The organism is Pantoea sp. UBA5923, from assembly GCF_002431095.1.
Classification (GTDB): Bacteria; Pseudomonadota; Gammaproteobacteria; order Enterobacterales; family Enterobacteriaceae; genus Pantoea; species Pantoea piersonii.
Window position 1 is genome coordinate 34,626 of sequence record NZ_DJDN01000044.1, and the last position, 24,201, is coordinate 58,826.

General features: G+C 57.0%; 21 protein-coding genes, 1 tRNA gene and 2 pseudogenes. 8 read left to right on the forward strand and 16 right to left on the reverse strand.

The genetic code is table 11. The annotated features are described in order from the left end of the window. Positions 1 to 4: 4 nt before the first annotated feature. From B3797_RS10835 to B3797_RS10855, 4 genes are all read left to right on the forward strand, one after another. On the forward strand, positions 5 to 460 hold the full coding sequence (locus B3797_RS10835; protein ID WP_311791076.1) for a nuclear transport factor 2 family protein: 456 nt from the start codon (positions 5 to 7) through the stop codon (positions 458 to 460). Between the two features lie 526 nt (positions 461 to 986). Beyond that, entirely contained in the window at positions 987 to 2,018 is a 1,032-nt protein-coding gene (gene apbE, locus B3797_RS10845; protein ID WP_311791077.1) for an FAD:protein FMN transferase ApbE, read from the forward strand. Positions 2,019 to 2,035: 17 nt separating this feature from the next. After that, positions 2,036 to 2,677 (forward strand): DNA oxidative demethylase AlkB, encoded by a 642-nt coding sequence (gene alkB / locus B3797_RS10850; RefSeq protein WP_311782645.1) that lies wholly within the window; start codon positions 2,036 to 2,038, stop codon positions 2,675 to 2,677. Positions 2,678 to 2,761: 84 nt separating this feature from the next. Then, positions 2,762 to 4,432, forward strand: a complete 1,671-nt coding sequence (locus tag B3797_RS10855; RefSeq protein WP_311791078.1) for a multidrug ABC transporter permease/ATP-binding protein — start codon at positions 2,762 to 2,764, stop codon at positions 4,430 to 4,432. 124 nt (positions 4,433 to 4,556) lie between these two features. Here B3797_RS10855 and B3797_RS10860 read toward each other — a convergent pair whose 3' ends face one another. The 8 genes and pseudogenes from B3797_RS10860 to B3797_RS10890 all read right to left on the reverse strand — a co-directional run bounded on the left by B3797_RS10860 (position 4,557) and on the right by B3797_RS10890 (position 9,670). Then, positions 4,557 to 5,294, reverse strand: a complete 738-nt coding sequence (locus tag B3797_RS10860) for a 4'-phosphopantetheinyl transferase family protein (RefSeq protein WP_311791079.1) — start codon at positions 5,292 to 5,294, stop codon at positions 4,557 to 4,559. A gap of 61 nt (positions 5,295 to 5,355) precedes the next feature. Continuing rightward, a complete protein-coding gene (locus B3797_RS10865) occupies positions 5,356 to 5,559 on the reverse strand; it encodes a hypothetical protein (protein ID WP_120453133.1) in 204 nt (67 codons plus the stop codon). Positions 5,560 to 6,042: 483 nt separating this feature from the next. Then, a complete protein-coding gene (locus tag B3797_RS10870; RefSeq protein WP_311782642.1) occupies positions 6,043 to 6,375 on the reverse strand; it encodes a DUF1493 family protein in 333 nt (110 codons plus the stop codon). Between the two features lie 172 nt (positions 6,376 to 6,547). Continuing rightward, positions 6,548 to 6,880, reverse strand: a complete 333-nt coding sequence (locus tag B3797_RS10875; protein ID WP_311782641.1) for a DUF1493 family protein — start codon at positions 6,878 to 6,880, stop codon at positions 6,548 to 6,550. A gap of 24 nt (positions 6,881 to 6,904) precedes the next feature. Then, positions 6,905 to 7,009: pseudogene (locus B3797_RS19600) on the reverse strand (STM2901 family protein); the annotation flags it as partial. A gap of 509 nt (positions 7,010 to 7,518) precedes the next feature. Continuing rightward, a tRNA-Pro gene (locus tag B3797_RS10880) sits at positions 7,519 to 7,595 on the reverse strand. 71 nt (positions 7,596 to 7,666) lie between these two features. Further along, complete coding sequence (gene yejM, locus B3797_RS10885) at positions 7,667 to 9,421, reverse strand: LPS biosynthesis-modulating metalloenzyme YejM (RefSeq protein WP_311791080.1); 1,755 nt, start codon at positions 9,419 to 9,421, stop codon at positions 7,667 to 7,669. 21 nt (positions 9,422 to 9,442) lie between these two features. After that, positions 9,443 to 9,670, reverse strand: a complete 228-nt coding sequence (locus B3797_RS10890; protein WP_033750387.1) for a YejL family protein — start codon at positions 9,668 to 9,670, stop codon at positions 9,443 to 9,445. 158 nt (positions 9,671 to 9,828) lie between these two features. Here B3797_RS10890 and yejK point away from each other — a divergent pair, with 158 nt between their 5' ends. Beyond that, the gene (gene yejK, locus B3797_RS10895) at positions 9,829 to 10,833 is read left to right on the forward strand and encodes a nucleoid-associated protein YejK (protein ID WP_311782639.1); all 1,005 of its coding nucleotides are present in this window, start codon (positions 9,829 to 9,831) and stop codon (positions 10,831 to 10,833) included. A gap of 71 nt (positions 10,834 to 10,904) precedes the next feature. Here yejK and rplY read toward each other — a convergent pair whose 3' ends face one another. Both rplY and B3797_RS10905 read right to left on the reverse strand, forming a co-directional pair. Continuing rightward, complete coding sequence (gene rplY, locus B3797_RS10900) at positions 10,905 to 11,189, reverse strand: 50S ribosomal protein L25 (RefSeq protein ID WP_033750384.1); 285 nt, start codon at positions 11,187 to 11,189, stop codon at positions 10,905 to 10,907. A 130-nt stretch (positions 11,190 to 11,319) separates the two neighbouring features. Beyond that, positions 11,320 to 13,074 (reverse strand): DEAD/DEAH box helicase, encoded by a 1,755-nt coding sequence (locus tag B3797_RS10905; RefSeq protein WP_311791081.1) that lies wholly within the window; start codon positions 13,072 to 13,074, stop codon positions 11,320 to 11,322. A 164-nt stretch (positions 13,075 to 13,238) separates the two neighbouring features. Between B3797_RS10905 and rsuA the strand changes: the two genes are divergently transcribed. From rsuA to B3797_RS10920, 3 genes are all read left to right on the forward strand, one after another. Beyond that, a complete protein-coding gene (gene rsuA / locus B3797_RS10910) occupies positions 13,239 to 13,958 on the forward strand; it encodes a 16S rRNA pseudouridine(516) synthase RsuA (protein ID WP_311791082.1) in 720 nt (239 codons plus the stop codon). Between the two features lie 10 nt (positions 13,959 to 13,968). Beyond that, complete coding sequence (locus tag B3797_RS10915) at positions 13,969 to 15,165, forward strand: Bcr/CflA family multidrug efflux MFS transporter (protein WP_311782636.1); 1,197 nt, start codon at positions 13,969 to 13,971, stop codon at positions 15,163 to 15,165. A 396-nt stretch (positions 15,166 to 15,561) separates the two neighbouring features. Then, positions 15,562 to 15,882, forward strand: a complete 321-nt coding sequence (locus tag B3797_RS10920) for a hypothetical protein (protein ID WP_311782635.1) — start codon at positions 15,562 to 15,564, stop codon at positions 15,880 to 15,882. Here B3797_RS10920 and yejF read toward each other — a convergent pair. The 6 genes and pseudogenes from yejF to mepS form a co-directional block, all read right to left on the reverse strand. Beyond that, positions 15,869 to 17,467: a microcin C ABC transporter ATP-binding protein YejF gene (gene yejF / locus B3797_RS10925; protein ID WP_414693066.1), complete on the reverse strand. Its 1,599-nt coding sequence runs from the start codon at positions 17,465 to 17,467 to the stop codon at positions 15,869 to 15,871. The two genes, B3797_RS10920 and yejF, sit on opposite strands and share 14 nt — an antisense overlap. A 2-nt stretch (positions 17,468 to 17,469) precedes the next feature. After that, on the reverse strand, positions 17,470 to 18,492 hold the full coding sequence (locus tag B3797_RS10930; RefSeq protein WP_311791083.1) for a microcin C ABC transporter permease: 1,023 nt from the start codon (positions 18,490 to 18,492) through the stop codon (positions 17,470 to 17,472). Then, positions 18,492 to 19,577, reverse strand: coding sequence for a microcin C ABC transporter permease YejB (locus B3797_RS10935; RefSeq protein ID WP_311791084.1), 1,086 nt, complete (start codon positions 19,575 to 19,577; stop codon positions 18,492 to 18,494). The genes B3797_RS10930 and B3797_RS10935 overlap by 1 nt, the downstream gene beginning before the upstream one ends. A gap of 10 nt (positions 19,578 to 19,587) precedes the next feature. Then, entirely contained in the window at positions 19,588 to 21,393 is a 1,806-nt protein-coding gene (locus B3797_RS10940) for an extracellular solute-binding protein (RefSeq protein ID WP_311791085.1), read from the reverse strand. Positions 21,394 to 21,443: 50 nt separating this feature from the next. Beyond that, positions 21,444 to 23,035: pseudogene (locus tag B3797_RS10945) on the reverse strand (cyclic di-GMP phosphodiesterase). A gap of 226 nt (positions 23,036 to 23,261) precedes the next feature. After that, positions 23,262 to 23,831 carry a bifunctional murein DD-endopeptidase/murein LD-carboxypeptidase gene (mepS, locus tag B3797_RS10950; RefSeq protein WP_311782631.1) on the reverse strand — a complete coding sequence of 190 codons (570 nt, stop codon included), beginning with the start codon at positions 23,829 to 23,831 and terminating at the stop codon, positions 23,262 to 23,264. Positions 23,832 to 24,201 lie beyond the last annotated feature (370 nt).

The following is a 24,201-nucleotide window of genomic DNA, read 5'->3' on the forward strand; positions in this document are numbered from 1 at the left end:
GACAATGCTGCTTCCTCCGTTTAGCGAACAGAGTGCAATACAAAAAGTACGTATGGCGGAAGATGCCTGGAACAGCCGCGATCCACAGCGAGTATCACAGGTTTATAGCCTGGAGACGCGCTGGCGCAATCGCAGCGAAAGCGTGCAGGGGCGCGACGCGGTGGTAGCGTTTCTCAGCCGCAAATGGGCGAAAGAGCTGGATTACCGGCTGATTAAAGAGCTGTGGGCGTGGCATGAGGATCGGCTGGCGGTGCGCTTTGCCTATGAATGGCATGATGACAGCGGCAACTGGTTTCGCAGCTACGGTAATGAAAACTGGCGCTTCGGAGCTAATGGCCTGATGATCGAGCGTTTCGCCTGTATCAACGATCTGCCGATTACGGCCAGCGAACGACGTTTCCACTGGCCGCTCGGCAGGCGCCCGGATGACCATCCGGGGCTTAGCGAGCTGGGTATGTGATTATGACTGCGGCATGCGCCTGCGCCTTGCCGCCTGTTTTTTCTCAGGCTTCGGCGGGATGCTGCCTTCAAATCCTGTTCCTGCCAGAGTAAACGCGGAAAAACTCAGCCACTGTTGCCACTGACTGAACATTGACGATGATTTGTGCATGCTGCACCTCCCGGAATTAAACCCGGTCTAAACAGTGCACTATTCATGCCAGCTCGATCGCTCTCACAGCCACGGATTCTTTACGCACTTTGCTACACTGCCGCAGCATTTTGGTGCAGCTCTGCTCAGCGCTGGCGCGCCGCGCCCCATGCGAGCCGCTTTTGACGCCGCTGTTGCAGCAGCTTGATGATGCTGAAAATAAATACGCCGCCAGCGATGGCGAGAATCAGATAGATCATAGAAGCCTCCTGTTATCAGCCGGGACAGCACCAGAGAGTGTGCCAGGCTGTGCGGGTTTACAAGCCGCTTTTGGTTACTTTACTGACTAGTTATGCTTTGTTTCAGGCTGGAATATAGCGTTACAGATGAGGGAAGAATGCGATACTGGAATATTCTGCTAATGACAGCGGCGATCTGCCTCCTGAGCGCCTGCGATAAGGCGACGCCGCAACAGGCGATGGTGCTGGAAGGCAAAACCATGGGGACAGTGTGGCGCGTATCGCTGGCGGGCGTCGACGCCGCTCGCAAAGCGGGATTGCAGCAGGCGATCCAGCAGCAGCTTGACGCGGACGACCAGACCCTTTCAACCTGGAAGCCCGATTCGGTGCTGTCACGTTTTAACCGCTATCAGGGGAGCGCGCCGCAGCCGGTCAGCGCCGATATGGCGGATATCGTGACTGAGTCGCTGCGTATCGGCGCGAAAACCGGCGGCGCGATGGATATCACCGTGGGGCCACTGGTCAATCTCTGGGGCTTCGGCCCGGCAAAACAGCCTGCGCACCCCCCAACGGATGCCGAAATCGCCGCGGCGAAAGCGCAAACCGGCTTGCAGCACCTGCGCGTGATCGAAACGGTGGAAGGGCAGTGGCTGCAAAAAGATCTACCCGGGCTCTATGTCGATCTCTCTACGATGGGCGAAGGCTACGCGACCGACCATCTGGCGCGGCTGATGGAGCGCGAAGGGATCAATAATTATCTGGTTTCGGTAGGCGGGGCGGTATTGAGCCGTGGCCAGAATGCTCAGGGACAGAGCTGGCGCGTGGCGATTCAGAAGCCCACCGACAGCGAGAACGCCGTACAGGCGCGCGTCGATTTGCAGGGACACGGCATCAGCACATCCGGCAGCTATCGCAACTATTATGAACTGGATGGCAAACGCATTTCGCACGTCATCGATCCGGCGACCGGCCGTCCCATCGAGCATAAACTGGTCTCCGCCACGGTTATCGCCACGACGGCGCTGGAGGCGGATGGCTGGGATACCGGACTGATGGTGCTGGGCAGCGAGAAGGCGAAAGCGCTGGCGCTGCAGCAGCATCTGGCGGTCTACCTTATCAGTAAAGAGGGCGATAAATTCGTCAGCTGGATGTCGCCTCAGTTTGCTGCATTTCTGATCGACAGCGAATAAAAGCGCAAGGGGGAATAATGCTCGACCTGTTTAGCGAAGAAGCGCCGTGGCAGGAGCCGCTGGCTGAAGGCGCGGTGATCCTGCGCCGTCGCGCGCGCGAAGAGTCGCCTGCCCTGATGGCGGCAATTCTGGCGGTAGCGCAGCAAAATCCGTTTTATCATCGCATCACGCCGGGCGGCCATCGCATGTCGGTGGCGATGACTAACTGCGGTGATTTCGGCTGGTCGAGCAACTCGCGCGGCTATCAGTACACCGAACAGGACAGCGAGAGTGGACGCAAGTGGCCGCCAATGCCGCCGCTGTTTCGTCAGCTGGCGCTCGACTGTGCGCGCGAGGCGGGGTTCCCGCACTTTAATCCCGACGCCTGCCTGATAAACCGCTACGAGCCTGGCGCAAAGCTGTCGCTGCATCAGGACAAAGATGAGAAGGATCTGCATCAGCCGATCGTATCGGTTTCGCTGGGATTACCGGCGGTGTTTCAGTTCGGCGGTTTCGCGCGCGGTGACGCCACCCAGCGCGTGCTGCTGGAGCATGGCGACGTGGTGGTATGGGGCGGGCCGTCGCGCCTGCGCTATCACGGGATTTTACCGCTCAAGCCTGGCGACCATCCGCTTACCGGTGCATTCCGCTACAACCTGACCTTCCGCCGCGCCTTCTGAGCGCGGCGTTGTTGCGAATAACTATTGCTATCATTCCGCATCGCTTTAAACTGCTGGCTGCTTTCCTGACTGCTGGATTTATTTATGGCGTTGCTCAAGGTTGTTTTCCGCCAGTTTCGCTGGCCTTTTATCGGCGTCATTCTGCTGACGTTGCTCAGCGCCGTACTCGGCATCGCCATGATCGCCTATATCAACAGCGAAATGATCTCGGCCATCAATACCTCTTTCTCTGTGCTGCCCGGCTTTTTGCTGCAGCTGGTATTGCTGATGGCGGTGACGCTCGCCGCGCAGCTGGCGCTGACGCTGCTGGGGCACCAGTTTGTCTGGCGGCTGCGCGGCGAATTTATTAAGCGCATTCTTGATACCCGCGTCGAACGGCTGGAGCAGATCGGCAACGCGCAGCTGCTGGCCGGGCTGACCAGCGATATCCGCGCGATTACGATCGCCTTTGTCCGCCTGCCGGAGCTGATTCAGGGCATCATCATCACGCTGGGCTCTGCTCTCTATCTCGCCTGGCTGTCGCCGAAAATGTTGATGGTCTCCAGCCTGTGGATGGCGATTACGCTGGTGGGCGGCTGGCTGCTGGTGTCGCGCGTTTATCGCCATATGGCGAAACTGCGCGAGGTTGAAGATGATCTCTACCGCGATTTCCAGACGGTGACGGAAGGGCGCAAAGAGCTGCATCTTAACCGCGAGCGTGCCCAGCTGATCTACGAGACCGTTTATCAGGAGGACGCGAAGGCTTACCGTCACCATATTGTGCGCGCCGACACCTACCATCTCAGCGCGGTGAACTGGTCAAATATCATGACGCTTGGCGCTATCGGCATGGTGTTTTTTATGGCGAACAGTCTTGGCTGGGCGAACACCGCGGTGGCGGCTACCTTCTCGCTGACGCTGCTGTTTCTGCGCACGCCGTTGCTGTCGGCGGTTGGCGCGCTGCCGACGCTGCTCAGCGCGCAGGTGGCGTTTCGCAAGCTTAACGCCTTCGATCTTGCTCCTTATCAGGAAGGCTTCCATACGCTGCCACCGCTGGCGGAGTGGCGCACGCTGGAGCTGCGCGACGTCAGTTTCCACTACGGGAAAAACGGCTTTGAAGTCGGGCCGATCAACCTGACGCTGCGACGCGGCGAGCTGGTGTTTCTGATTGGCGGCAACGGCAGCGGCAAGTCAACGCTGGCGATGCTGCTGACGGGCCTTTATCAGCCGCACGCCGGCACGCTGCTGCTGGACGGCAAGCCGATCGGCGCGGAAGCGCTTGACCACTGGCGCAAGCATTTCTCCGCCGTGTTTACCGATGTGCACCTGTTCGACAGGCTGATTGGCCGGGAGGGCGTGCCCGCTAATCCTAAACTGGTACAGGCCTGGCTTGAGCGTCTGAAAATGCAGGACAAGCTAAAAATCGAAGGCAACAAAATACTCAACCTGCAGCTGTCGAAAGGGCAGAGCAAGCGGGTGGCGCTGCTGCTGGCGGCGGCTGAGGAGCGCGACGTGCTGCTGCTGGACGAGTGGGCAGCGGATCAGGACCCCCATTTCCGCCGCGTCTTCTATCGCGAACTGCTGCCCTGGCTGCAGGCGTCAGGCAAAACCGTGTTCGCTATCAGCCACGACGATCACTACTTTATTCATGCTGACCGTCTGCTTGAAATGCGCGAAGGTAAACTCAGCGAACTGACCGGACGCGAGCGCGAAATGGCGACGCTGGATGCGGTACAGCGCACCGATCTGTCTTATCCGCAAAATGAAAAAGCTTAGCGTAAAGGGTTAGTGGCGGGGGTCCTGGCGCTGGCGTTAAGCTGTGCTTCAGCAAAAACAGCTGTTTTTGCCTCCCTGGAATATTTTCTGTCGTCTTGTGTTTATACCGGTTTAGCCTCTCTTGCTAAGCCGGTTTTTTATTGCCCACAAGCGGATGGGTCAGCAGCGTCAGCACCCGATCCGCCTCCAGCTGAAATTCCGCCTCCAGCCGCGTACCAGCGGCAAAAGCCCGGCTAAAAGAGTCATTCAGACAAATTACCGCCTTGCTCGTTGTTAAGTCGATCTCCTGCAGGCTCGCCTGATGAAAATCCATCGGCTGATGCAGCTGCGGCCACAGCGCTTTATACAGGCTCTCTTTCAGCGAGAAGAGCAGCGTCGCGGCCTGTGGAAAGGGCAGCGGCAGCGCGCGCAGTCGTGCATTCTCATCATCGTTCATCAGTACCGCGGCGGTTTCCTCGGCGGTGCGCTGGCTCATGGTCATTTCGATATCGACGCCAATGCAGCGCGGCTGCTGCGTAACGGCCAGCGCCACCGCGCCATCGGTGTGCGACAGCGACGCCTGAATGCCCGGCGGCCAGACAGGAGAGCGATCGCTGTGGTTTTGCAGCAGGAAATCAGAGATGCCAAAGCTGCGCATCACTTCGCGCGTCAGCCAGCGGCTGGCAAGGTACTCGGCGCGACGCTTTTTCACCGCCCGGTGCAAAGCGGGAGGGATGGGCAGGTTCCAGCGCAGGCTGAGGTCGTCGTCATACAGGTTTAGATCGAAGCGCGCCTGCGCCAGCACGTTATCGCCACAGCGCATATGGGAAGCATAAATAAAGCCGCCTTCGGGAGGCGGCAGGGAAATCATTTGAAGATTCATGAGGTTCCACGGCAGTGCGCAAAAGGGCATTAAAGCAGCCCGCCATGGTTGCGACAACCGTTTAGTCGTTAGGCGGAATGGCAAAACCCTTCACGGAAACGACGAAATGGTTGTGACCCTTGGTGATGCGCGCGCCGCGATCGCACCAGCGAGAGGCCAGCCGAAAAAAATCGTCGCTGCCGATATTGTAAGCCAGTTCCACTTTACTGACGCCTGAATGAAGCAGTTCTTCCGCATCCTGCAGGCTCTTCGCTTTGATAACCATTGTGATATCCATCCGAAATTCAGAGGACTTTAGAATAATCACTTTTTATGACATTTTTGTTTCAATAAGGTTAAAAAGCGCGGCGGCTTGCGACTTTTGTGAGACCGGTCAGGGATAATTGCACAGAGTAAGCAGCTGAAGGGGTTAGAAATCTTTTACTCTCTTATATATTACAGCCATTAAAAAGGCCGCGCATGGCGGCCTTGGTGGGTTACTGCTTCTGATCCGGCTCAGGACGTTTATCGCCTGACTCCGGCGCGTTGTTTGGATCGTCTTTTTCTATGTAATGCATAAACTCTCCTCTTGTTACCCACACATAAAGGTCAGTATAGACCATGTTTCTGACCCGATGGCGGAAAGGAGCGGTTCAGGCCCGGCACAGCAGTAACAAAAGGGGGGCGGCAAGCTCCCTGGCTCACTGAACCGTCCTCATCGGTCAAAAAATAAGTGAACAGTTACGCCCATAGTAACGCTTCATGCTTTTCATTTTTTATATAACCATTTTCCTGCTTTCGCAGACTGAATAAACATGTCAATAGTGAGATCAGGAATATCAACCGGCTCTGGTTTTTTAAATGGGTTCCAGGAAAATTTCACTTCAGGATAATAGATTTGCATATCAAAATCTGACATGTTTACACTCAAATCGCGTGAATAATCTTCGACAAACGCTTCAACATCATCCTGATCTAACTTTACGTCAAAATGAATGCTTGAGGATGCTGTGTAGGTGTCATACTTTTTCTTTCTGAACATATATTTCCCGCTATAGCGGGTAACTAAAGCGATAACACGTTGTTCAATATCATCTACCATAATTTACTTTGTTCTGTGTCAGAGCCTTGTAGTCACGTACAGAACAGTAAATGATACGGGAGACATCGGTAATTAAAATAACTTCACCAGTCAGCGGAACCGTTCGCCCAGTGAAGGTGCTGACCTTACGCACCGTTATCAGTTTGGCCGTCCTGACGCTCCTTGCTTGTGTTTAATCGTATAACCAGCGACCGGCCTTCGCTGATTCAATCAGCATACCGATGGTGAAATCCGGGACGGGTATCGGCGGGACTTTTTTAAAGGGGTTCCATGAAACAGGCACGTCAGGATAATAGGTCTCTATTTTAAAGTTGCCCTTATCAATGTTGAAAGTTGTAAAAAAATCGTCCATAAGATCTTCGGCTTCACCTACATCTAACTGCATATCTGTATCTAAATCGGTCTTTGGATTGAGCTTTCTTTGTTTTTTCTCGTTATTAAATAAATAAACGCCGTTGTAGCGTCTGACTAACGAGTAAATACGCTTCTCAATATCATCTGCCATGATTTATCCTTACCTCGTGCAGTAATTCGCAGTATTCATTACAAAAACCATGAAAAAAAGCTCAGGGGCGGTAAGGTTTGATCGTCCTGCATAGAAATATGTTCCGTTAAGCTCTTCAACTGTATCCATACGTTGCCCTCGACGCTTTTCTTGTGGAGGAGGAACTGGCCGCAGGATTATCAGAATACAATTCTTCAGAAAGGGCGACCAGCGAACCGTTTTCTATATTAAGAAAATTCTCTCTTCAGTAAACAGAAGAGGTGAACGTATTCCTTCTCATTTGAGAATGAAATTAACCTGATAAAATTTCGCGTGCTCTGGCTGTTTTTGTATCCATCCTTCGATGAAGCACTCGTCATGGCACATAAGTTCGAAGCACACCGTTCACAGAGCGCGGCGAAGAGGTACTAAGCAGGTTAAAAACCTGGAAGGGCGCACAGACGACGGATAAAACATTGCGGGCAAGGCGACCGCTGAGGCCAGTGTGCCGGAAACGTAACTTACATCATTATGCGCGTCTGGAAGGATAGCGAGCCTGTAAAGCCATTACATAGACGCATTTTCTTGCTCTGGTTTTGTCATCGTAAAATCCAGGCATAAAAAAAGCAGCCTTAACAGGCTGCTTTAGTTGGGAATTTTGGTCGGCACGAGAGGATTTGAACCTCCGACCCCTGACACCCCATGACAGTGCGCTACCAGGCTGCGCTACGTGCCGAACAGTGGGGCTTAGTCTACTGTTTCTTCGCCGGAATGCAAGCAGCTGGCGTCTAACTGCCTCATAAATAATCAGTTAGCGATAAAGCGCTTCTCTTCCGTCAGCACCTGCAGCAATAACGCCAGCTCTGGCCGGTGATCTTTCAGGAGATTGCCCTGCGCATCGTAGGCGCGATAGCTGCCGTTATTGTTGAGCACCAGCGTCACCTGAGGCGTAGTCACCACCAGACGGTTATCTTCGCTGCTGGCGACCCAGTCGTGGCGGCGCTGCGCGGCGAAGAGATCTTCCCCTTGCGAATAATTCACCGGGCTGGTGCGCACATGCAGCAGGCGCTGCATCAGCGTCGCCATCACATCCTGATGGTCGGTCAGACGATCGATGGTCTGCGCAGGCGTATCCGGCCAGTGAATGACCAGCGGAACCTGCAGGTTCGCGCGATTGCCCACGTTACCAGCGGTGCCGTCCAGCGCCACGCCCTGTTGCGCAGTAATCACCACCACGGTATTTTTCAACAGATTGCGCTGCTCCAGCGTGGCGAGCACGTTATGAATTTGCTCATCAATCGTCGCAGCCTGGCGCAAGTAGCTGCGTTGACGCGTTTTTACCGTCGTGCCGCTCAGATCGACGCCGTCCAGTGCAAGCCAGGAGAACCAGGGATTGCCGTCGCCTTTCTGCCCGTTCAGCCAGTTTTGCCACTGGGTGACAGTGCTGGCGTTGGGCTGGCTGTCGGTATTCGGCAGCGTATAGTCCGTCAGCAGCGCCTGGCGATAGAGAGGCTGGTTAAAGCCCTCCGATGAGAAAAGCCCAAACTGGTAGCCCTGCGAACTTAATGCGCTAAGCAGCGCCGACGGCATACGCGCCGCCAGCACGCCGTCCATATAGCTGGCGGAAATACCGTAGAACAGGCCAAACAGCCCTTTTTCCGGGATATCGCCCGCGCTGTAATGCTGGGTAAAACGCACGTTATCGCTGGCGAACTGATTAAGCTGCGGCAGCGTTTTTGCCATATCGCCGCCGTTCAGCGTTTTCACGGTGATTACCAGCAGGTTATTGCGCGTGCCGCCATCGCGGAAAGTGATATCGCTAAGCGGATACTGCACCGAAACCGCCTCTGGATCGCCCTGCTGGATCAGGCGCTGCTGATAAGCCTGCGCGTCCAGCAAGCCGTGGCGCTCAAGGAAGCGTCGGGCAGTCATCGGATAGGAGAGCGGCAGGTTAGCGCGCTGCATGGTAATTGGACGATAGAAATTGGCATCGGCCCAGATATAGAGCAGATGGCTGGCGAAAAAGGCGCTGATAAACAGCGCCGCCAGCGGCTTGCCGAACGAGCGCCGGTTCAGGCTGCGCAGCTTCTGCCAGCTCCAGGTGGCGAACAGCATCTCCACCAGGAAAATCAGCGGCACGCTGATAAACATCAGCTGCCAGTCGCGCGCCATCTCGCTCTGGTCCGGGTTGATCACCAGCTCCCACACCACCGGATTAAGGTGCAGATGGAAGCGGTTGAACACCGCGCTGTCGACCATAATCAGCGTCAGCCCGACGGTGGCGATAATCGCCGACAGGACGCGCAGCAGCCGCTGCGACATCACAACAAAGGTCAGGGGAAATATCGCCAGCAGGTAGACGGCAAAAACAATAAAGCTGAAGTGGCCGATCCAGCTGCTGAAGGCGTAAATGCGCCCGGCGAGCGAAGCAGGCCAGTCGGCGACCACCAGATAGCGGCTGCCTAAAATCAACGCGAATAAAATATTAAACAGAGCAAACCAGTGCCCCCAACTGATCATCTGGGACACTTTTTCGCGGTAGCGCTGCCGGTTGGTTACCATATTATGCGGTCAAATCAGCGATTAATGGGCGTTGTCGTCACGTACGGAGGCCTGAAGGGCTTCCGCGAAAGATCGTGCCAGTGAACGGCGCTGCGCCGGCGCAACGTCGCTGTTGATCACGTTGGTTACCATATTCCCCAGCACCATCAGGGAAAGGTCGGTCGGCGCATTGTCTTTCTGCAGCACCTGGGCCAGTTGCGCGAGGAGTTTTTCCACGCGTTCGTCGCTGTAACGGGATGATTGTGGCATATCGTCGACTAATCTCGTTTCAAAAGGCGATATAGTACCGTAACAACAGGGTTTTTACCGCAATTTTATCGAAAGCGCACCGATCGGCTATCGCATGGAGTTGAAAGCCGGTGCGGGCGGTGTTTGAATACGCGCCTGAACCAAAAGGAGAGTCTACCATGAGTCTGGATATCGACCAGATTGCCCTGCATCAGCTTATCAAGCGCGACGAGAATCAGCTTGAGCTGGTGCTGCGCGATACGCTGCTGCCCGCCAACGCTACCGTGGAAGCGATGGTAGAGGAATTGCACCGCGTCTACAGCGCTAAAAATAAAGCTTACGGTCTGTTTAACGAAGATAGCGAACTGGCCGAAGCGCTGCGCAACTGCCGGAAGGGCAATGATGACTTCCTGGCGTTCAGCCGCGCGGCGACCGGCCGTCTTCGCGACGAGCTGGCCAAATATCCTTTCGCCGAAGGCGGCGTAGTGCTGTTTGTGCACTATCGCTATCTGGCGGTGGAGTATCTGCTGGTGGCGGTGCTCAACAGCCAGAGCAGCATGCGCGTCAATGAGCAGCTCGACATCAGCAGCACCCACTATCTGGACATCAACCATGCCGATATCGTGGCGCGCATCGACTTAACCGAGTGGGAGCTGACGCCGGACTCCACGCGCTATCTGACTTTTCTGCGCGGCCGCGTAGGGCGCAAAGTCGCCGATTTCTTTATGGACTTCCTCGGCGCCAGCGTCGGTCTTGATACGAAAGCGCAAAACCGCGGCCTGCTGCAGGCGGTGGATGATTACTGCGCGGAATCGGCGCTTGATAAGAACGAGCGGCAGAACTATCGCCAGCAGGTTTACAGCTATTGCAACGAGCAGCTGCAGGCGGGCGAGGAGATCGCGCTGGAGGATCTGTCGAAGGAACTGCCGCCGCTTGGCGAGAAATCTTTTCAGGCCTTTACGCAGGAGCAGGGCTATGAGCTGGAGGAGCACTTTCCGGCGGATCGCAGCACGCTGCGCCAGCTGACCAAATTCTCTGGCAGCGGCGGCGGTCTGACGCTGAACTTCGACGCCGGGCTGCTGGGAGAGCGCATCTTCTGGGATCCGGCCACCGACACCTTAACCATTAAGGGCACGCCGCCGAACCTGCGCGATCAGCTGCAGCGACGCACCAGCGGCAAATAAGCGCGCAGGCGCTGTCAGCCAGAAAAAAAAACGCCGCATAAGCGGCGTTTTTTATATCGATTCGCAGGGGATTAGGCGCGTACGAAGTCGATGTGGTGCAGTTTTGGCTTGAACGGGTGACGCTGAACAGCCTGCACTTTGACGTTGGTTTCTTTACCGTCGACAACCAGAGTCAGAACGTCAGTGTAGAAGCCTGGCTTGGTCTGCAGGTTCATTACTGAGTCGTGGTCCAGTTCGATAGAAACAGCGGCTTCGCTACCACCATAGATGATGGCCGGGAATTTGTTCGCTGTGCGCAGGCGGCGGCTCGCACCCTTACCCTGCTCTTTACGTACTTCTGCGTTGATGGTCAACATTATCATGTCTCTTTAATAATTCCTGCTACAGGCGACCCAGCAACAGGAGGGTTGTTCAAAGGCTAATGCGAATGCAAAAGCGGGCGGCAGTATAGCGGTAATGGGCGGGGCGGGCAAATGATTCCGCCGTTTAGCGTAGCTCGTTGGCGCGGCGAAAGCGTCCCTGATAGTCGAACAGCTTCTCGCGCACCTGCCAGAACTGCCCTTTAGCGCGCGCTACCACAAAATCGGGGTGGCGCAGCAGCGGCTGTAGCGCGACCACGTCGGCCGCGGTTTGCCAGCCGAGCGGCACGCCCGGCGCGCGCTGATGCGGCCGCATAAAAAGCTGTTCGAACGCCTTACGCTGAGCGGGCGTACTCAGACGAAAGCGCTCGTCGACGCTGGTGCCATCCTCGTCGAAATAGGTCGCCTTCAGCCATTCGCCTTTATCATCGCGGCCATGCGCCAGCGTCATGCCGCCGCAGCGCAGCACCAGCGCATCCTTCAGCTTCAGCGCCGCCTTCAGCATATCGTCGGGATCGACCAGCACTTTGTCGCACTGATGGCAGCGGCGCGCCGCGATATCGTTTTCGGCGCCGCAGTCAGGACAGCTTTTAAAGCGGAAGCGGAAATCGCACTGTTCGCGGTTGCCTTCGTCATCTTCCAGCACGCCCTGACAGCGGCGGCCGAAGTGCTCGATAATCATGCCGTCTGCGGTGGTTTTGCCCCAGAAGGTGTTGGCGAACCCGCAGGCGGGGCAGAACACCTGTACCGGCTCATTGTCGCTGGCGCCTTTCGGCGTGCCCACTTCCGGCGTAAAGAGATCGTGCGGGTTGCCGGCGTAGTCGAGAATCAGGCAGTCGGTTTTGCCCGGCGACAGGCGCAGGCCGCGCCCGACAATCTGCTGATAGAGGCTGACCGACTCGGTAGGGCGCAAAATAGCGATAAGATCGACGTGGGGCGCATCGAAGCCGGTCGTCAGCACCGCGACGTTAACCAGGAATTTCAGCTGCTGCGCCTTAAACGCGGCGATCGTCGCATCGCGCTCTTTAGCAGGGGTCTCCGCCGAGATCAGCGCGCTATTGTCCGGCAGCAGCGTAAGGATCTCGCGCGCATGTTCTACCGTCGAGGCAAACACCATCACGCCGCGCCGATCCTCGGCGAATTCCACGATCTGGCTGATGATATGCGGCGTCACGCGCTGCTGCTGCTTTAGCTCGCGATTGAGATCGGACTCGCTGAACAGCCCGTTGGCCTGCGCTGTCAGACGGCTAAAGTCATACTGCACCACCGGCATATCAAGCCGCTCCGGCGGCACCAGAAAGCCGTGTTTGATCATATAGCGCAGCGGCAGCTCGTAGATGCAGTCGCGGAAAAAGGCTTTCTCATCGCCGCGCACCATGCCGTGATAGTGAAACTGATAGATCCAGCCTTTGCCGAGGCGGAAAGGGGTCGCCGTCAGGCCCAGCAGGCGCAGCTGCGGATTATGCTGGCGCAGATGATTGAAAATTTGCTGATACTGGCTGTTGTCGTCATCGCTGATGCGATGGCACTCATCCACGATCGCCAGCGAAAAGGCGCTGTCGAACTGATCCAGATTACGCGCCACCGACTGCACGCTGCCGAATACCACTTTGCGCTGGCTCTCTTTGCGCTGCAAACCGGCGGCGAAGATGTCCGCTTCAAGGCCATAGGCCTGATATTTGCTGTGGTTCTGCTCCACCAGTTCTTTGACGTGTGCGAGCACCAGCACGCGTCCGCGCGCCAGCCGCGCCAGCTCGGCGATCACCAGGCTTTTGCCTGCGCCGGTCGGCAGTACGATCACCGCCGGTTCGGCGTGACGACGAAAATGATTGAGAGTCGCGTTAACCGCGTCTTGCTGATAGGGACGTAGAGTAAAAGCCATTGCCGATCACTTTTGCGAAACTGAGCGAGATTATGCCATGAAAATAGAGGAAACGCAGGAACGGCTCTGTGCGACAGCCTCGGTTCCGGCTATACTTCCCCTACTTTTTCAACGGGTAAAACCCCGTTTCAGTTTCCCTCCGCAGTAACAGGCAAAGCGAATTCATGCGACTCGACAAATTCATCTCTCAGCAACTGGAAGTCAGCCGGGCTATTGCCGGTCGTGAAATCCGGGGGCAAAAAGTCACCGTTAATGGCGAAGTGGTGCGCGACACCGCCTTCAAAATCCTGCCCGAGCATGAGGTGGAATATGACGGCAATCCGCTGCAGCTGCAGGTAGGGCCGCGCTATTTTATGCTGAACAAGCCGCAGGGCTACGTCTGCTCTACGGACGATCCCGATCATCCGACCATCTTGTTTTTTATTGAAGAGCCGACCGCGTGGAAGCTGCACGCCGCAGGTCGCCTCGATATCGATACCACCGGTCTGGTGCTGCTGACCGATGACGGTCAGTGGTCGCACCGTATTACCTCGCCGCGCCATCACTGCGAGAAAACCTACCGCGTCACGCTGGAGCATCCCGTCGCCGAAGAGGTGGCGCAGCAGTTCGCCGCAGGCATTCAGCTACACGGCGAAAAATCCCTGACCCAACCGGCGCGGCTGGAAGAGATTACGCCGACCGAGGTGCTGCTGACGATCAGCGAAGGGCGCTACCACCAGGTGAAGCGCATGTTTGCCGCCGTTGGTAATCGCGTGGTCGGGCTGCATCGTGAGCGCATCGGCGGCATCGTGCTGGATGCGGATCTGGAGCCGGGCGAATATCGTCCGCTGACGGAAGATGAAATTGCCAGCGTCGGGCTGCCCGACGAGTTAAAACAGAAATAGCGGAGCGGCCGTGCGCAAGGATAAAAACTCAGCGGTAGGACTGGTAGTGATTCTGGGATTGCTGGCGATGCTGATGCCGCTTTCCATTGATATGTATCTGCCCGCGATGCCGCAGATCGCCCGCGAATTCGGCGTAGCGGCGGGTCGCGTGCAGATGACGCTTAATCTCTATATCCTTGGTTTCGCCATCGGTCAGCTGGTATATGGCCCGCTGGCGGACAGCTACGGCCGCAAACCGGTGATTGTGCTCGGCACGCTGATTTTCGCCTGTGCGGCCGCCGCCTGCGCGCTGTCGCAGTCGATTGACCAGCTGATTCTTATGCGCTTTCTACACGGCCTTTCCGCCGCTGCGGCCAGCGTGGTGATTAACGCTCTGATGCGTGACAGCTACTCGAAAGAGGATTTCTCGCGCATGATGTCCTTTGTCATGCTGATCACCACCATCGCGCCGCTGCTGGCGCCGATTATCGGCGGCTGGCTGCTGCTGGCATGGGACTGGCACGCCATTTTCTGGACGCTGGCAATCGCCGCCTTGATCACCACCGTAATGGTGATGACGCAGATCCGCGAGACGCTCAGGCCGGAACAGCGTCAGCGTTTTCACCTGCGCACCATGCTGGGTAATTTCGTCACGCTGTTCCGCCACAAGCGCGCCTTCAGCTATATGCTGGCGAGCGGCTTCTCTTTTGCCGGGCTGTTTACCTTTCTGAATGCCGGTCCGTTCGTCTATATCGAGGTAAACCACGTTTCGCCGCAGAACTTCGGGTATTACTTCGCGCTGAACGTGGTGTTTCTGTTTGTGATGACGCTGATCAACAGCCGCGCGGTGCGCCGCTTTGGCCCGCTGGCGATGTTCCGCGCCGGGCTGCTGATCCAGTTCGCGATGGGCATCTGGCTGCTGGCGGTTAGCGCGCTGCACATGGGCTTTATTCCGATGGTGCTGGGCGTCGCCATGTTTATCGGCTGCGTCTCGATGGTCTCATCTAACGCCATGGCGGTTATTCTGGATGAGTTTCCCCATATGGCGGGCACCGCTTCATCGCTGGCGGGCACGCTGCGCTTTGGCGTCGGCGCGCTGGTCGGCGCGCTGCTGTCAACGGCCAGCTTTAACAGCGCCTGGCCGATGGTAGGCACCATCGCGGCGTGCGCCACGCTCTCTGTTCTCTTTTTTATCTACGCGTCGCGACCCCGCGCAATCAGACGCTAAGCGCCAGCCCTGGCGTAAAGCCGCGCAGGTATGTCCTGAGCGGCCTTGCGACAGGGGGAACCCCTTCAGCGTCAACGCGTTGCAACAGCACCTTCGCTCGCCCTTTTTTACATTTTCCCCGCTTCGTTCTCTGACACAACAGCCGTTATGTTTCTTATATGTGAAAATTAATGATTAAGAAAGTAACGGAAATGCGTCTAAACTGATTGTTAACTGTCGATGAACGCGGTACTAATAGGCCAAAATGCGAGCCGACTCGCAAATAACAATCTTTCCACACTTCGTTTAGTGGGAAACGAGAGAGCAGGCCTTGACGTCCGTTTCTGCCGTTTAGCAGCAACAGCATGCGACGTTCATCGTGACTGAAGTTAATCGCTCTGGGGATATCTGTTAACTATGCTGCAACTTTCCATCGTGCATCGCCTGCCGCAGCGCTTTCGCTGGGCCAGCGAGCTTCATAGCGCTATCGTGGCGGAAGAGGGCGTCGCCAACGAGCAGGATCTTATTGCGCTGCGCCTGATTAGCCATGACGGCCATCTTGGCTGGGAGATCATGCATCAGTTGCAGGATTCGCTGGCGTCGATTCAGGTCGAGTGCAAAGTGGCGGAGTGCGAAGGGTCGCCCTGTCTCTTTATTTTGCGCAGCGACGAAAGCGCAACTAACTGCTGCCTGAAAAACCAGGGCGTGGCGATCGCGGAAACCTTTAACGGTCACTGAGTTGCGCTGAGGCCAGCAGCTCGCGCGTATAGCCTGCGGCAGGCGCGGCGAACAGCTTCTCGCAGTCGCCTTGCTCCACGACTTCACCCTGACGTAGTACCATCACCTGATGACACAGCGAACGTACCACCTGTAGATCGTGACTGATAAAGAGATAGGTCAGCTGGTGCTGCTGCTGTAGCCTGCGCAGCAGCGTCAGAATCTGTTTCTGTACCGAGCGATCCAGCGAAGAGGTTGGCTCGTCCAGCACTATCAGCTGCGGCTCAAGCACCAGCGCGCGCGCAATAGCGATCCGCTGGCGCTGACCGCCGGAAAAATCCGCCGCATAGCGATGGCGGCTCGCCGCATCTAATCCGACTTCCTCCATCACCGCAATCACGCGCGCTTCCTGTTGGGCAGCGTCGAGAGTGGGTTCGTGCACCGCCAGCCCCTCGGCAATGATCTGCTGCACCGTCATACGCGGATTCAGAGATGAGTTCGGATCCTGAAACACCACCTGTATGCGACGGCGCAGCGGTAACAGATCTCTGCGCGACAGATCGTGCAGCGGCTGGCCGTCGAACCAGATCTCGCCCTGCGCGCTGAGCAGCCGCAGCAGCGCCAGACCGGTGGTGCTTTTGCCGGAGCCAGATTCGCCCACCAGCCCGAGGCTCTCGCCACGCCGCAGCGAGAAGCTGAGGTTGCTGACGGCGACCTTTTCCGCCACCTGCCGTCTGAAAAGGCCGCGCCTGACCGGAAAGCTCACGCGCAGGTCGCGCACCTGCAACAGCAGCGGCGCGTCGGGACGCAGCGGTACGGCGCGACCTTCCGGCTCCGCCGCAAGCAGCTGCTGCGTATAGGGATGCTGCGGCTGGCTGAACAGCGCATGGCTGCTGTTGTGCTCGACGATTTTACCCTGGCGCATCACGCTGACGTTGTCCGCCAGCTGCCGCACGATACCCAGATCGTGGGTAATAAACAGCATGCCCATATTACGTTCGCGCTGCAGCTCGCGCAGCAGGCGCAGGATTTGCGCCTGAACGGTGACGTCCAGCGCGGTAGTTGGCTCGTCGGCAATCAGCAGCGCAGGTTCGGTAAGCAGCGCCATGGCGATCATCACGCGCTGGCGCTCGCCGCCGGAGAGCTGGTGAGGAAAATCGTTCAGCCGCGAGGCGGGGTGGCGGATGCCGACCCGATCGAGGCAGCCGAGGATCTCCCCGCGCGCCGCTTCGCGCCGCATGCCGCGGTGCAGGGAGAGCACCTCATAAAGCTGCTTCTCTATGGTGTGTAAGGGGTTCAGAGAGACCATCGGCTCCTGAAAGATCATTGCCATCTGGTTGCCGCGCAGGCCGCGCATTCTGCGCTCGCTGACGCGCAGCAGATCCTCGCCGTTAAACAGAATTTCGCCGCCCGAATAGTGCATCGGAGGCGCAGGCAGCAGCTGCATCACCGCAAGCGCAGTCACGCTTTTGCCCGAGCCGGATTCGCCCACCAGCGCCAGCGTTTCGCCGGCGTCGATACTGAAGGAGAGATCCTCCACCAGGGTGCGCGTCACGCCGCCGCGGGTAAAGGCGACGGAAAGATGGTGAATGGCCAGCAGCGACATAATCAGCCTCCCCAGGCGGGATCGAAGGCGTCGCGTACCGCTTCGCCAATAAAGATCAGCAGCGACAGCAGGATCGCCAGCGTAAAGAAGCCTGCCAGCCCCAGCCAGGGCGCCTGCAAATTATTCTTACCCTGCAACAGCAGTTCGCCGAGCGACGGTGACCCCACGGGCAGCCCAAAGCCGAGAAAATCGAGCGAGGTCAGGGTAGCGATTGAACCGCACAGGATAAACGGCAGAAAGGTGAGGGTGGCGACCATGGCGTTGGGCAGCATATGCCGCAGCATAATGCGCCCGTCGCTGACTCCCAGCGCCCGCGCGGCGCGGATATAGTCGAAGTTGCGCGTGCGCAGGAACTCGGCGCGCACCACGCTGACCAGTCCCATCCAGCCGAAAATCACCGTCACCAGCAGCAGCCACCAGAAGTTGGGCTGGATGACGCTGGAGAGCAGGATCAGTAAAAACAGCGCGGGCATGCCGGACCAGACTTCGATCACGCGCTGACCGATAAGATCGATGCGGCCGCCGAAATAGCCCTGAACCGCGCCGACGATAATGCCGATAACGCTGGAAAAGAGCGTCAGCATAATCCCGAACAGCAGCGAGATGCGCGTGCCGTAAAGCAGGCGCGCCAGCACGTCGCCGCCGCTGGCGTCGGTACCCAGCCAGTTTTGCGCCGAAGGCGGCGAGGGAAAGGGCGTTGAGGTCGCGAAGTTGATGGTGCTGTCGCTAAAGCGGATCGGCGCCCACAGCGCCCATCCATTCTCATTCAGCCGTTTCTGCAGCCAGGGATCCTGATAGTCGGCGGCGGTCGGCAGCGCGCCGCCGAAATCGCTTTCGCTGTAGCTAACCAGCAGCGGCACAAACCAGCGCTGCTGGTAGTGCACCAGCAGCGGCTTCTCATTGGCGAGCAGATCGGCGCCGAGTGAAAGCACGAAGATAACCAGAAAAATCCACAGCGACCAGTAGCCGCGCCGGTTGTGGCGGAAACGCAGCCAGCGCTGCTGATTGACGGGAGACAAGCGCATCAGCGGCCCTCAAAAACAATACGGGGATCGACCAGCGTATAGGTCAGGTCGCTGAGGATATTCATCAGCAGGCCGATCAGGGTAAAAATATAGAGCGTGCCGAACATCACCGGGTAGTCGCGCTGAATAGTGGCGTCATAGCCCAGCAGGCCCAGCCCGTTCAGCGAAAACATCACCTCTATCAGCACCGAGCTGGTAAAAAACATGCTGATAAAGGTGGCGGGAAAGCTGGCGATAACCAGCAGCATGGCGTTGCGGAACACGTGATGGTAAAGAATGCGTCGCTCGCTCACGCCTTTGGCGCGCGCCGTCACCACATACTGCTTGCGGATCTCATCGAGAAAGCTGTTTTTGGTCAGCATCGTCAGAGTGGCGAAGCCGCCAATCACCGTCGCCAGCACCGGCAGGCTGATATGCCACAGGTAGTCGGCGATTTTGCCGTACCAGGAGAAAGAGTCAAACTGCGGCGAGGTGAGGCCGCGCAGCGGAAACCAGTCGAGATAGCTGCCGCCGGCGAACAGGACAATCAGCATAATGCCGAACAGAAAGGCGGGCACTGAATAGCCGATGATAATAAAGGTGCTGCTCCAGACGTCGAAGGCGCTGCCGTTGCGCACCGCTTTTTTGATGCCCAGCGGTATCGATACCAGATAGATAATCAGCGTGCTCCACAGCCCCAGACTGATGGAAACCGGCAGGCTCTCTTTAATCAGCTGCAGCACTGATGCGCTGCGGAACAGGCTGTCGCCAAAATCGAACCGCACATAGTTCCAGAGCATCTCGACATAGCGCTGCCACATCGGCTTATCGAAACCGTAGCGTTTTTTAATTTCAGCAATCACTTCCGGGTCGAGGCCGCGCGCGCCGCGGTACTGGTTATCGCCGGGGCTGGCGCGGTTCAGGGACGCGCGCGCGCCGCTCTCGCCGCCGCCGGGCAGGCCCGTGGTCTGGCCGAACTGTATGTTAGCCAGCGCCTGGTCAACCGGGCCGCCGGGCGCGATCTGCACGATAAAAAAGTTCAGCGTAATAATCGCCCACAGCGTGGGAATAATCAGCAGCATTCTGCGCAAGAAATAGGCGGCCAACTCAGGCTCCTCAGCGTCGTTCGGCCGGCAAACGCGCGGCTTTGTTCACGTCATACCACCAGTTTTCCAGACCGCTGGCATAGGCGGGCTTTACCGTGGGATGGGAGAATTTATCCCAGTAGGCCATGCGATCTTCAGCGTTGTACCACATCGGGATCATATACGCATTCCACAGCAGGATGCGATCCAGCGCCTGGCCGAGCGGCAACAGCGCCGCTTTGTCGCCCTGATGCGCCACGATGGCTTTGACAAAGTGATCGACCAGCGGATCTTTGAGCCGCGCGCTGTTCCATGAGGAGTCGATAAAGTCAGATTGCCAGCTGGTCTGGAGATCTGAGCTGGGCGTGGGCATCGCCAGATAAACGCGGGCGATCATATCGTAATCGCCTTCGCGCAGCCTGCGCAGGTACTGTGAGGCATCCACCACGCGCAGCGTCAGGCTGATGCCGAGACGCGACAGGCTATGCTGGAAAGGCAGGGCCCAGTCGTTGCTGGCGCCGCTGCGCAGCAGCAGTTCAATGCGCATCGGCTGGCCGGTTTGGTCATTCACCAGCTGCTGGTTTTTCACTTGCCAGCCCGCCTGACGCAACAGATCCAGCGCTTTCAGCAGGTTAGCCCGATCGTAGCCGCTGCCATCGGTGCGCGGCGGCGCGTAGGGCGCGCTGAAAACCTCAGGCGGCAGTTGATCTTTAAAAGGCGTCAGCAGCGCCTGTTGCGCCGCATCCGGCAGACCCTGCGCGGCGTACTCGGTATTCTGAAAATAACTGCTGACTCGCTGATAGGCGCCATAGAAAAGCGCTTTGTTCATCCACTCAAAATCGAAGGCCAGGGTGATCGCCTGGCGAACCCGACGATCGCGGAACAGTTCCTTTTCATTGTTCATGGCAAGCCAGGTGGTATTGGTCGACACCCTGTTGGGCGTGGTCTCTTTGACAATCTGCTGATCGTCGAAGTTACGGCCGCGATACTGGGTCGCCCATTTTTTAGCGGAGGTCTCTTCACGCAGGTCGAACGCGCCCGCTTTAAAGGCTTCGAACGCGACATTATCGTCAAGATAGTAGTCATAGCGCAGGGTATCGAAATTGAACCGGCCCCGGTTCACCGGCAGATCGGCCGCCCAGTAGTTTTTCACCCGGCTGTACTCGATATACTGACCCAGCTTGTAACGACTGATACGGTAAGGGCCGCTGGAGAGCGGCGGCGAACTCAGTGGCTCATTGAATTTTTTATCCTGCCACTCTTTCTGCGGCAGCACCGGCAAGGTCAGCAGTCCCAGCATCAAATCTTTTTCTGGCTTCGGCAGGTCAATACGGACGCGCTGGCTATCCAGCGCTTTGATCGTCACGCCGCGATAAACGACGCGAAACTGCGGCACGCCTTCGCGCATAAATTTATCGAAGGTGAAGGCGACGTCCTGCGCGGTAATCGGCGTGCCGTCGTGAAACTGCGCGCGCGGATTGAGGCGTATCTCCATCCAGCGGAAATCCTCGGCATAGCGCGCCGACTCGGCGATAAGCGGATAGTAGCTGCCCGGCTCGTCGTCAGAACCGACAAACAACCGATCGTAGAGCGCCTCGGTGCCTGCGCCGGGATTGCCGCGCGAGGCGTAACGGTTAAAGTTGTCGTAGGTGCCGACTACCGCCTGGATAAGCCTGCCGCCTTTAGGCGCAGCGGGATCCGCATAGTCGAAGTGGCTAAAGTCGGCCGCATATTTGGGCTCGCCCAGCGTGGCAAATGCGCGGCTTTCATGCACCACTTCCGCGCGCAGCGGGGCGCTAAGGGCGACCAGTAACAGCAGTATCAGGCGAAACAGCATAAGGTTAGCGCTCTCCTGTCGTCATTCAACATCCGGGGCGGCGCGGCCCGCTATCCTGCCAGCGTCGCCAGGCTGCGGCTGCGGTAATAGTCAATCAGGCGGTCCGGCTTCAGGGGACGGCTGAACAGATAGCCCTGCATATGACAGACGCCGTGTTTCACCAGCCAGGCCGCCTGTTCGCCCGTCTCCACGCCTTCCGCCACGGTTTTCAGATTCAGCTTTTTCGCCAGATGGAGTACGGCGTCCAGCACCGGGGAGTTCAGGGTCTGCGTCCCGATGCTCTGCACAAAGCCGCGGTCGATCTTGAGATAGTCGAAGGGGTATTTTTCAAGATAGATCAGCGCGCTGTGGCCGGTGCCGAAGTCATCTATCGCAATCTGGATATCGTTCTGATGAAGCCAGGCGAAAATTTCTCCGGCGTTTTTATCCCGCACCATAGTGCGCTCAGTCACTTCAAATACGTAGTTAAAATGGTTATCCGGCATCGCCGCTATCCAGCGCTTAACGTCCTGCTGAAAACTCTCCGACGCCAGGTGCAGCGGCGAAAGGTTAAGACTCATATGGGTGCCGGCGGGCACGTAAGGATTGAGCCTGTGGGCGTCCCGCGCCACCAGTTCGAACAGATGCCGCGTCAGCGGAATAATCAGGTTTAGCGACTCCGCGTAGCTGATAAACATATCTGGCGGGATCATGCCTTCGCTGGGATGGTTCCAGCGCAGCAGTGCCTCCAGACCGTAAGCGCGTCCGCTATGGGTGCTGATCAGCGGCTGATATTCCACATGGAACTCGCCACGTTTTATGCCGAGCAGGATCTCTTTGCCGGGGCGCTGGTTCAGCGAGAGCAGCAACCAGCAGCCCNNCAGCAGCCGCCGCCGACCAGCAGCGACAGCAGAATACCGCTCAGCACAATCATAAGAATATCGCGCGTCGATATCGTATCGCCATAGAGAACAAACTGCAGCGGATAGCCGTCGAGCGGCAGCTGCATCAGCGGCTGCTGCGGCAGTTCGCTGTTGGGGATAACGGTCTGCCGCCAGCTGGTAAGCGCGCTGCTTTGCGCCACCAGCGCCATGCCGGAGATTTCCGAATGGTAAGAGGCCAGCAGCTGATAGGGCGTCAGGTTAAGGTTAATGGTCGCAAACACGCCGGACTGCACGCTTTGCGGATTACGCAGCCAGAGCGCAAAAACAGGCTTGCCGGGCTGTAAAGGCGTGCCGCTCAGCAGGCGGAGGTCGCGATCCCGGCTGAGATCGGTCTGGTCTGAAATGGCATTAAGCGGCAGGGAAAACGCCCCGGTTGCCGAGGAGCAAAAGGCGTTGCCCTCGCGCACCAGTAAAATCGCCCGCAGATCGTTGGCGAAAGCGGCGCGGGAAGTCAGCTCCTGACTAATGGCATGGCAGTCAAAACGGGTAAAAGAGAGAAGGGGATTCAGGGTATTGGCGACAAGCGTATCCAGCAATTGCTGCAAATCTGCGCGGCTGTCGTGCAGCAGTTGCTGATGCTGATTCTGCCGCTTATGCCAGGTGTAAGTCAGCAGAGTCAGGGTAAACAGAATAAAGAACAGGCTACCGAAAATCGCGCTGCTCCAGGCGATGCGGCGAGGATAGGTGGCCTGGCGCATCAGCGCCCTGGACAGTGGCATGAAGTGCTTTCCCCTTGTCTTATCTTTTATTATTGACTGTGCACGACTGCTCTCTGGCGAAGGTCATGAGAATATAACGAGATGACAGGAAATGTCTCGTTATTCTTCTGATAAACAATCGCTTTTTACGTTATTACTACTTATTTATCTGGCACAGGGGCATAAAAAAACGCTGCCGAAGCAGCGTTCTGTTTTCTCTGGCTGAGAAACGATCAAAGGTCAGGAATTAGCTGGGATTACGGCTTAATACCCGACGCCCTTCGCGGTAGCGTTTTTTCCAGTAGCTGTCGTTCAAACTGGAGATCATAACGCCGTTGCTGGTGGACGCATGGACAAAGTTATCGTTGCCCAGATAGATCCCGACGTGACGCCCCGTTGAACCGGCGTGGAACAGAACCAGATCCCCCGGACGCAGCTTGTTGCGTGAAATCTCACTGCCGGTGTCCTGCTGTTCAGAGGTTGAACGCGGCAGTTCTAAACCAAACTGATCGCGGAACGTACGTTGAACAAAAGCAGAACAATCGATGCCGCGCTTGGTGTCGCCGCCGAGACGGTAACGCACGCCTTTCCAGTCGGCATATTGCTCCATGATGCGGGACTTAACATCCACGCTCCGCACCATCTCTTCGAATTCATCCTGAGACGCCTGAAGTAAAAAACCATTCTGGTTTTTAACGTCATGATTCTCGTTTCTTGCGTGTTGACCGGTACTGCTGCATGCCGAGAGGAGAGTTGCCAGCGCTACTGCAGGCACAATCCGCCAGATATATCTCAGTATTGGTTGAGACTTGACCATTGTTCGTATATTCCTTCGATGTCCTTACGACAGAATGTCGCCAGCCAGATGACAAAACGGATTGAGATTAATAAGCGATGCTCGCTAAGACAATTCCTTAATTACTAAAATGTGTTAACGAACACGTTTTGGTATAAAAAAGAACCGCATTTTCTGCTGCCGTACCCTCAACGCATGGGAGGTTAACCGATTCCAGACGCCGTGGCGAGTGGTTTTACGTAATTTCTAATAGCTTTTTTTGATGTGAAATCAGTCTGTAACAGAGTGGTTACTTTATCGACAATTTTAAGAAATCATCCTTAAAATAAGCGGCACAAACAGGGCTAATTCTACGGGTAGGACGCTTTTTAAGAGCGTTGAGGCTGGACAG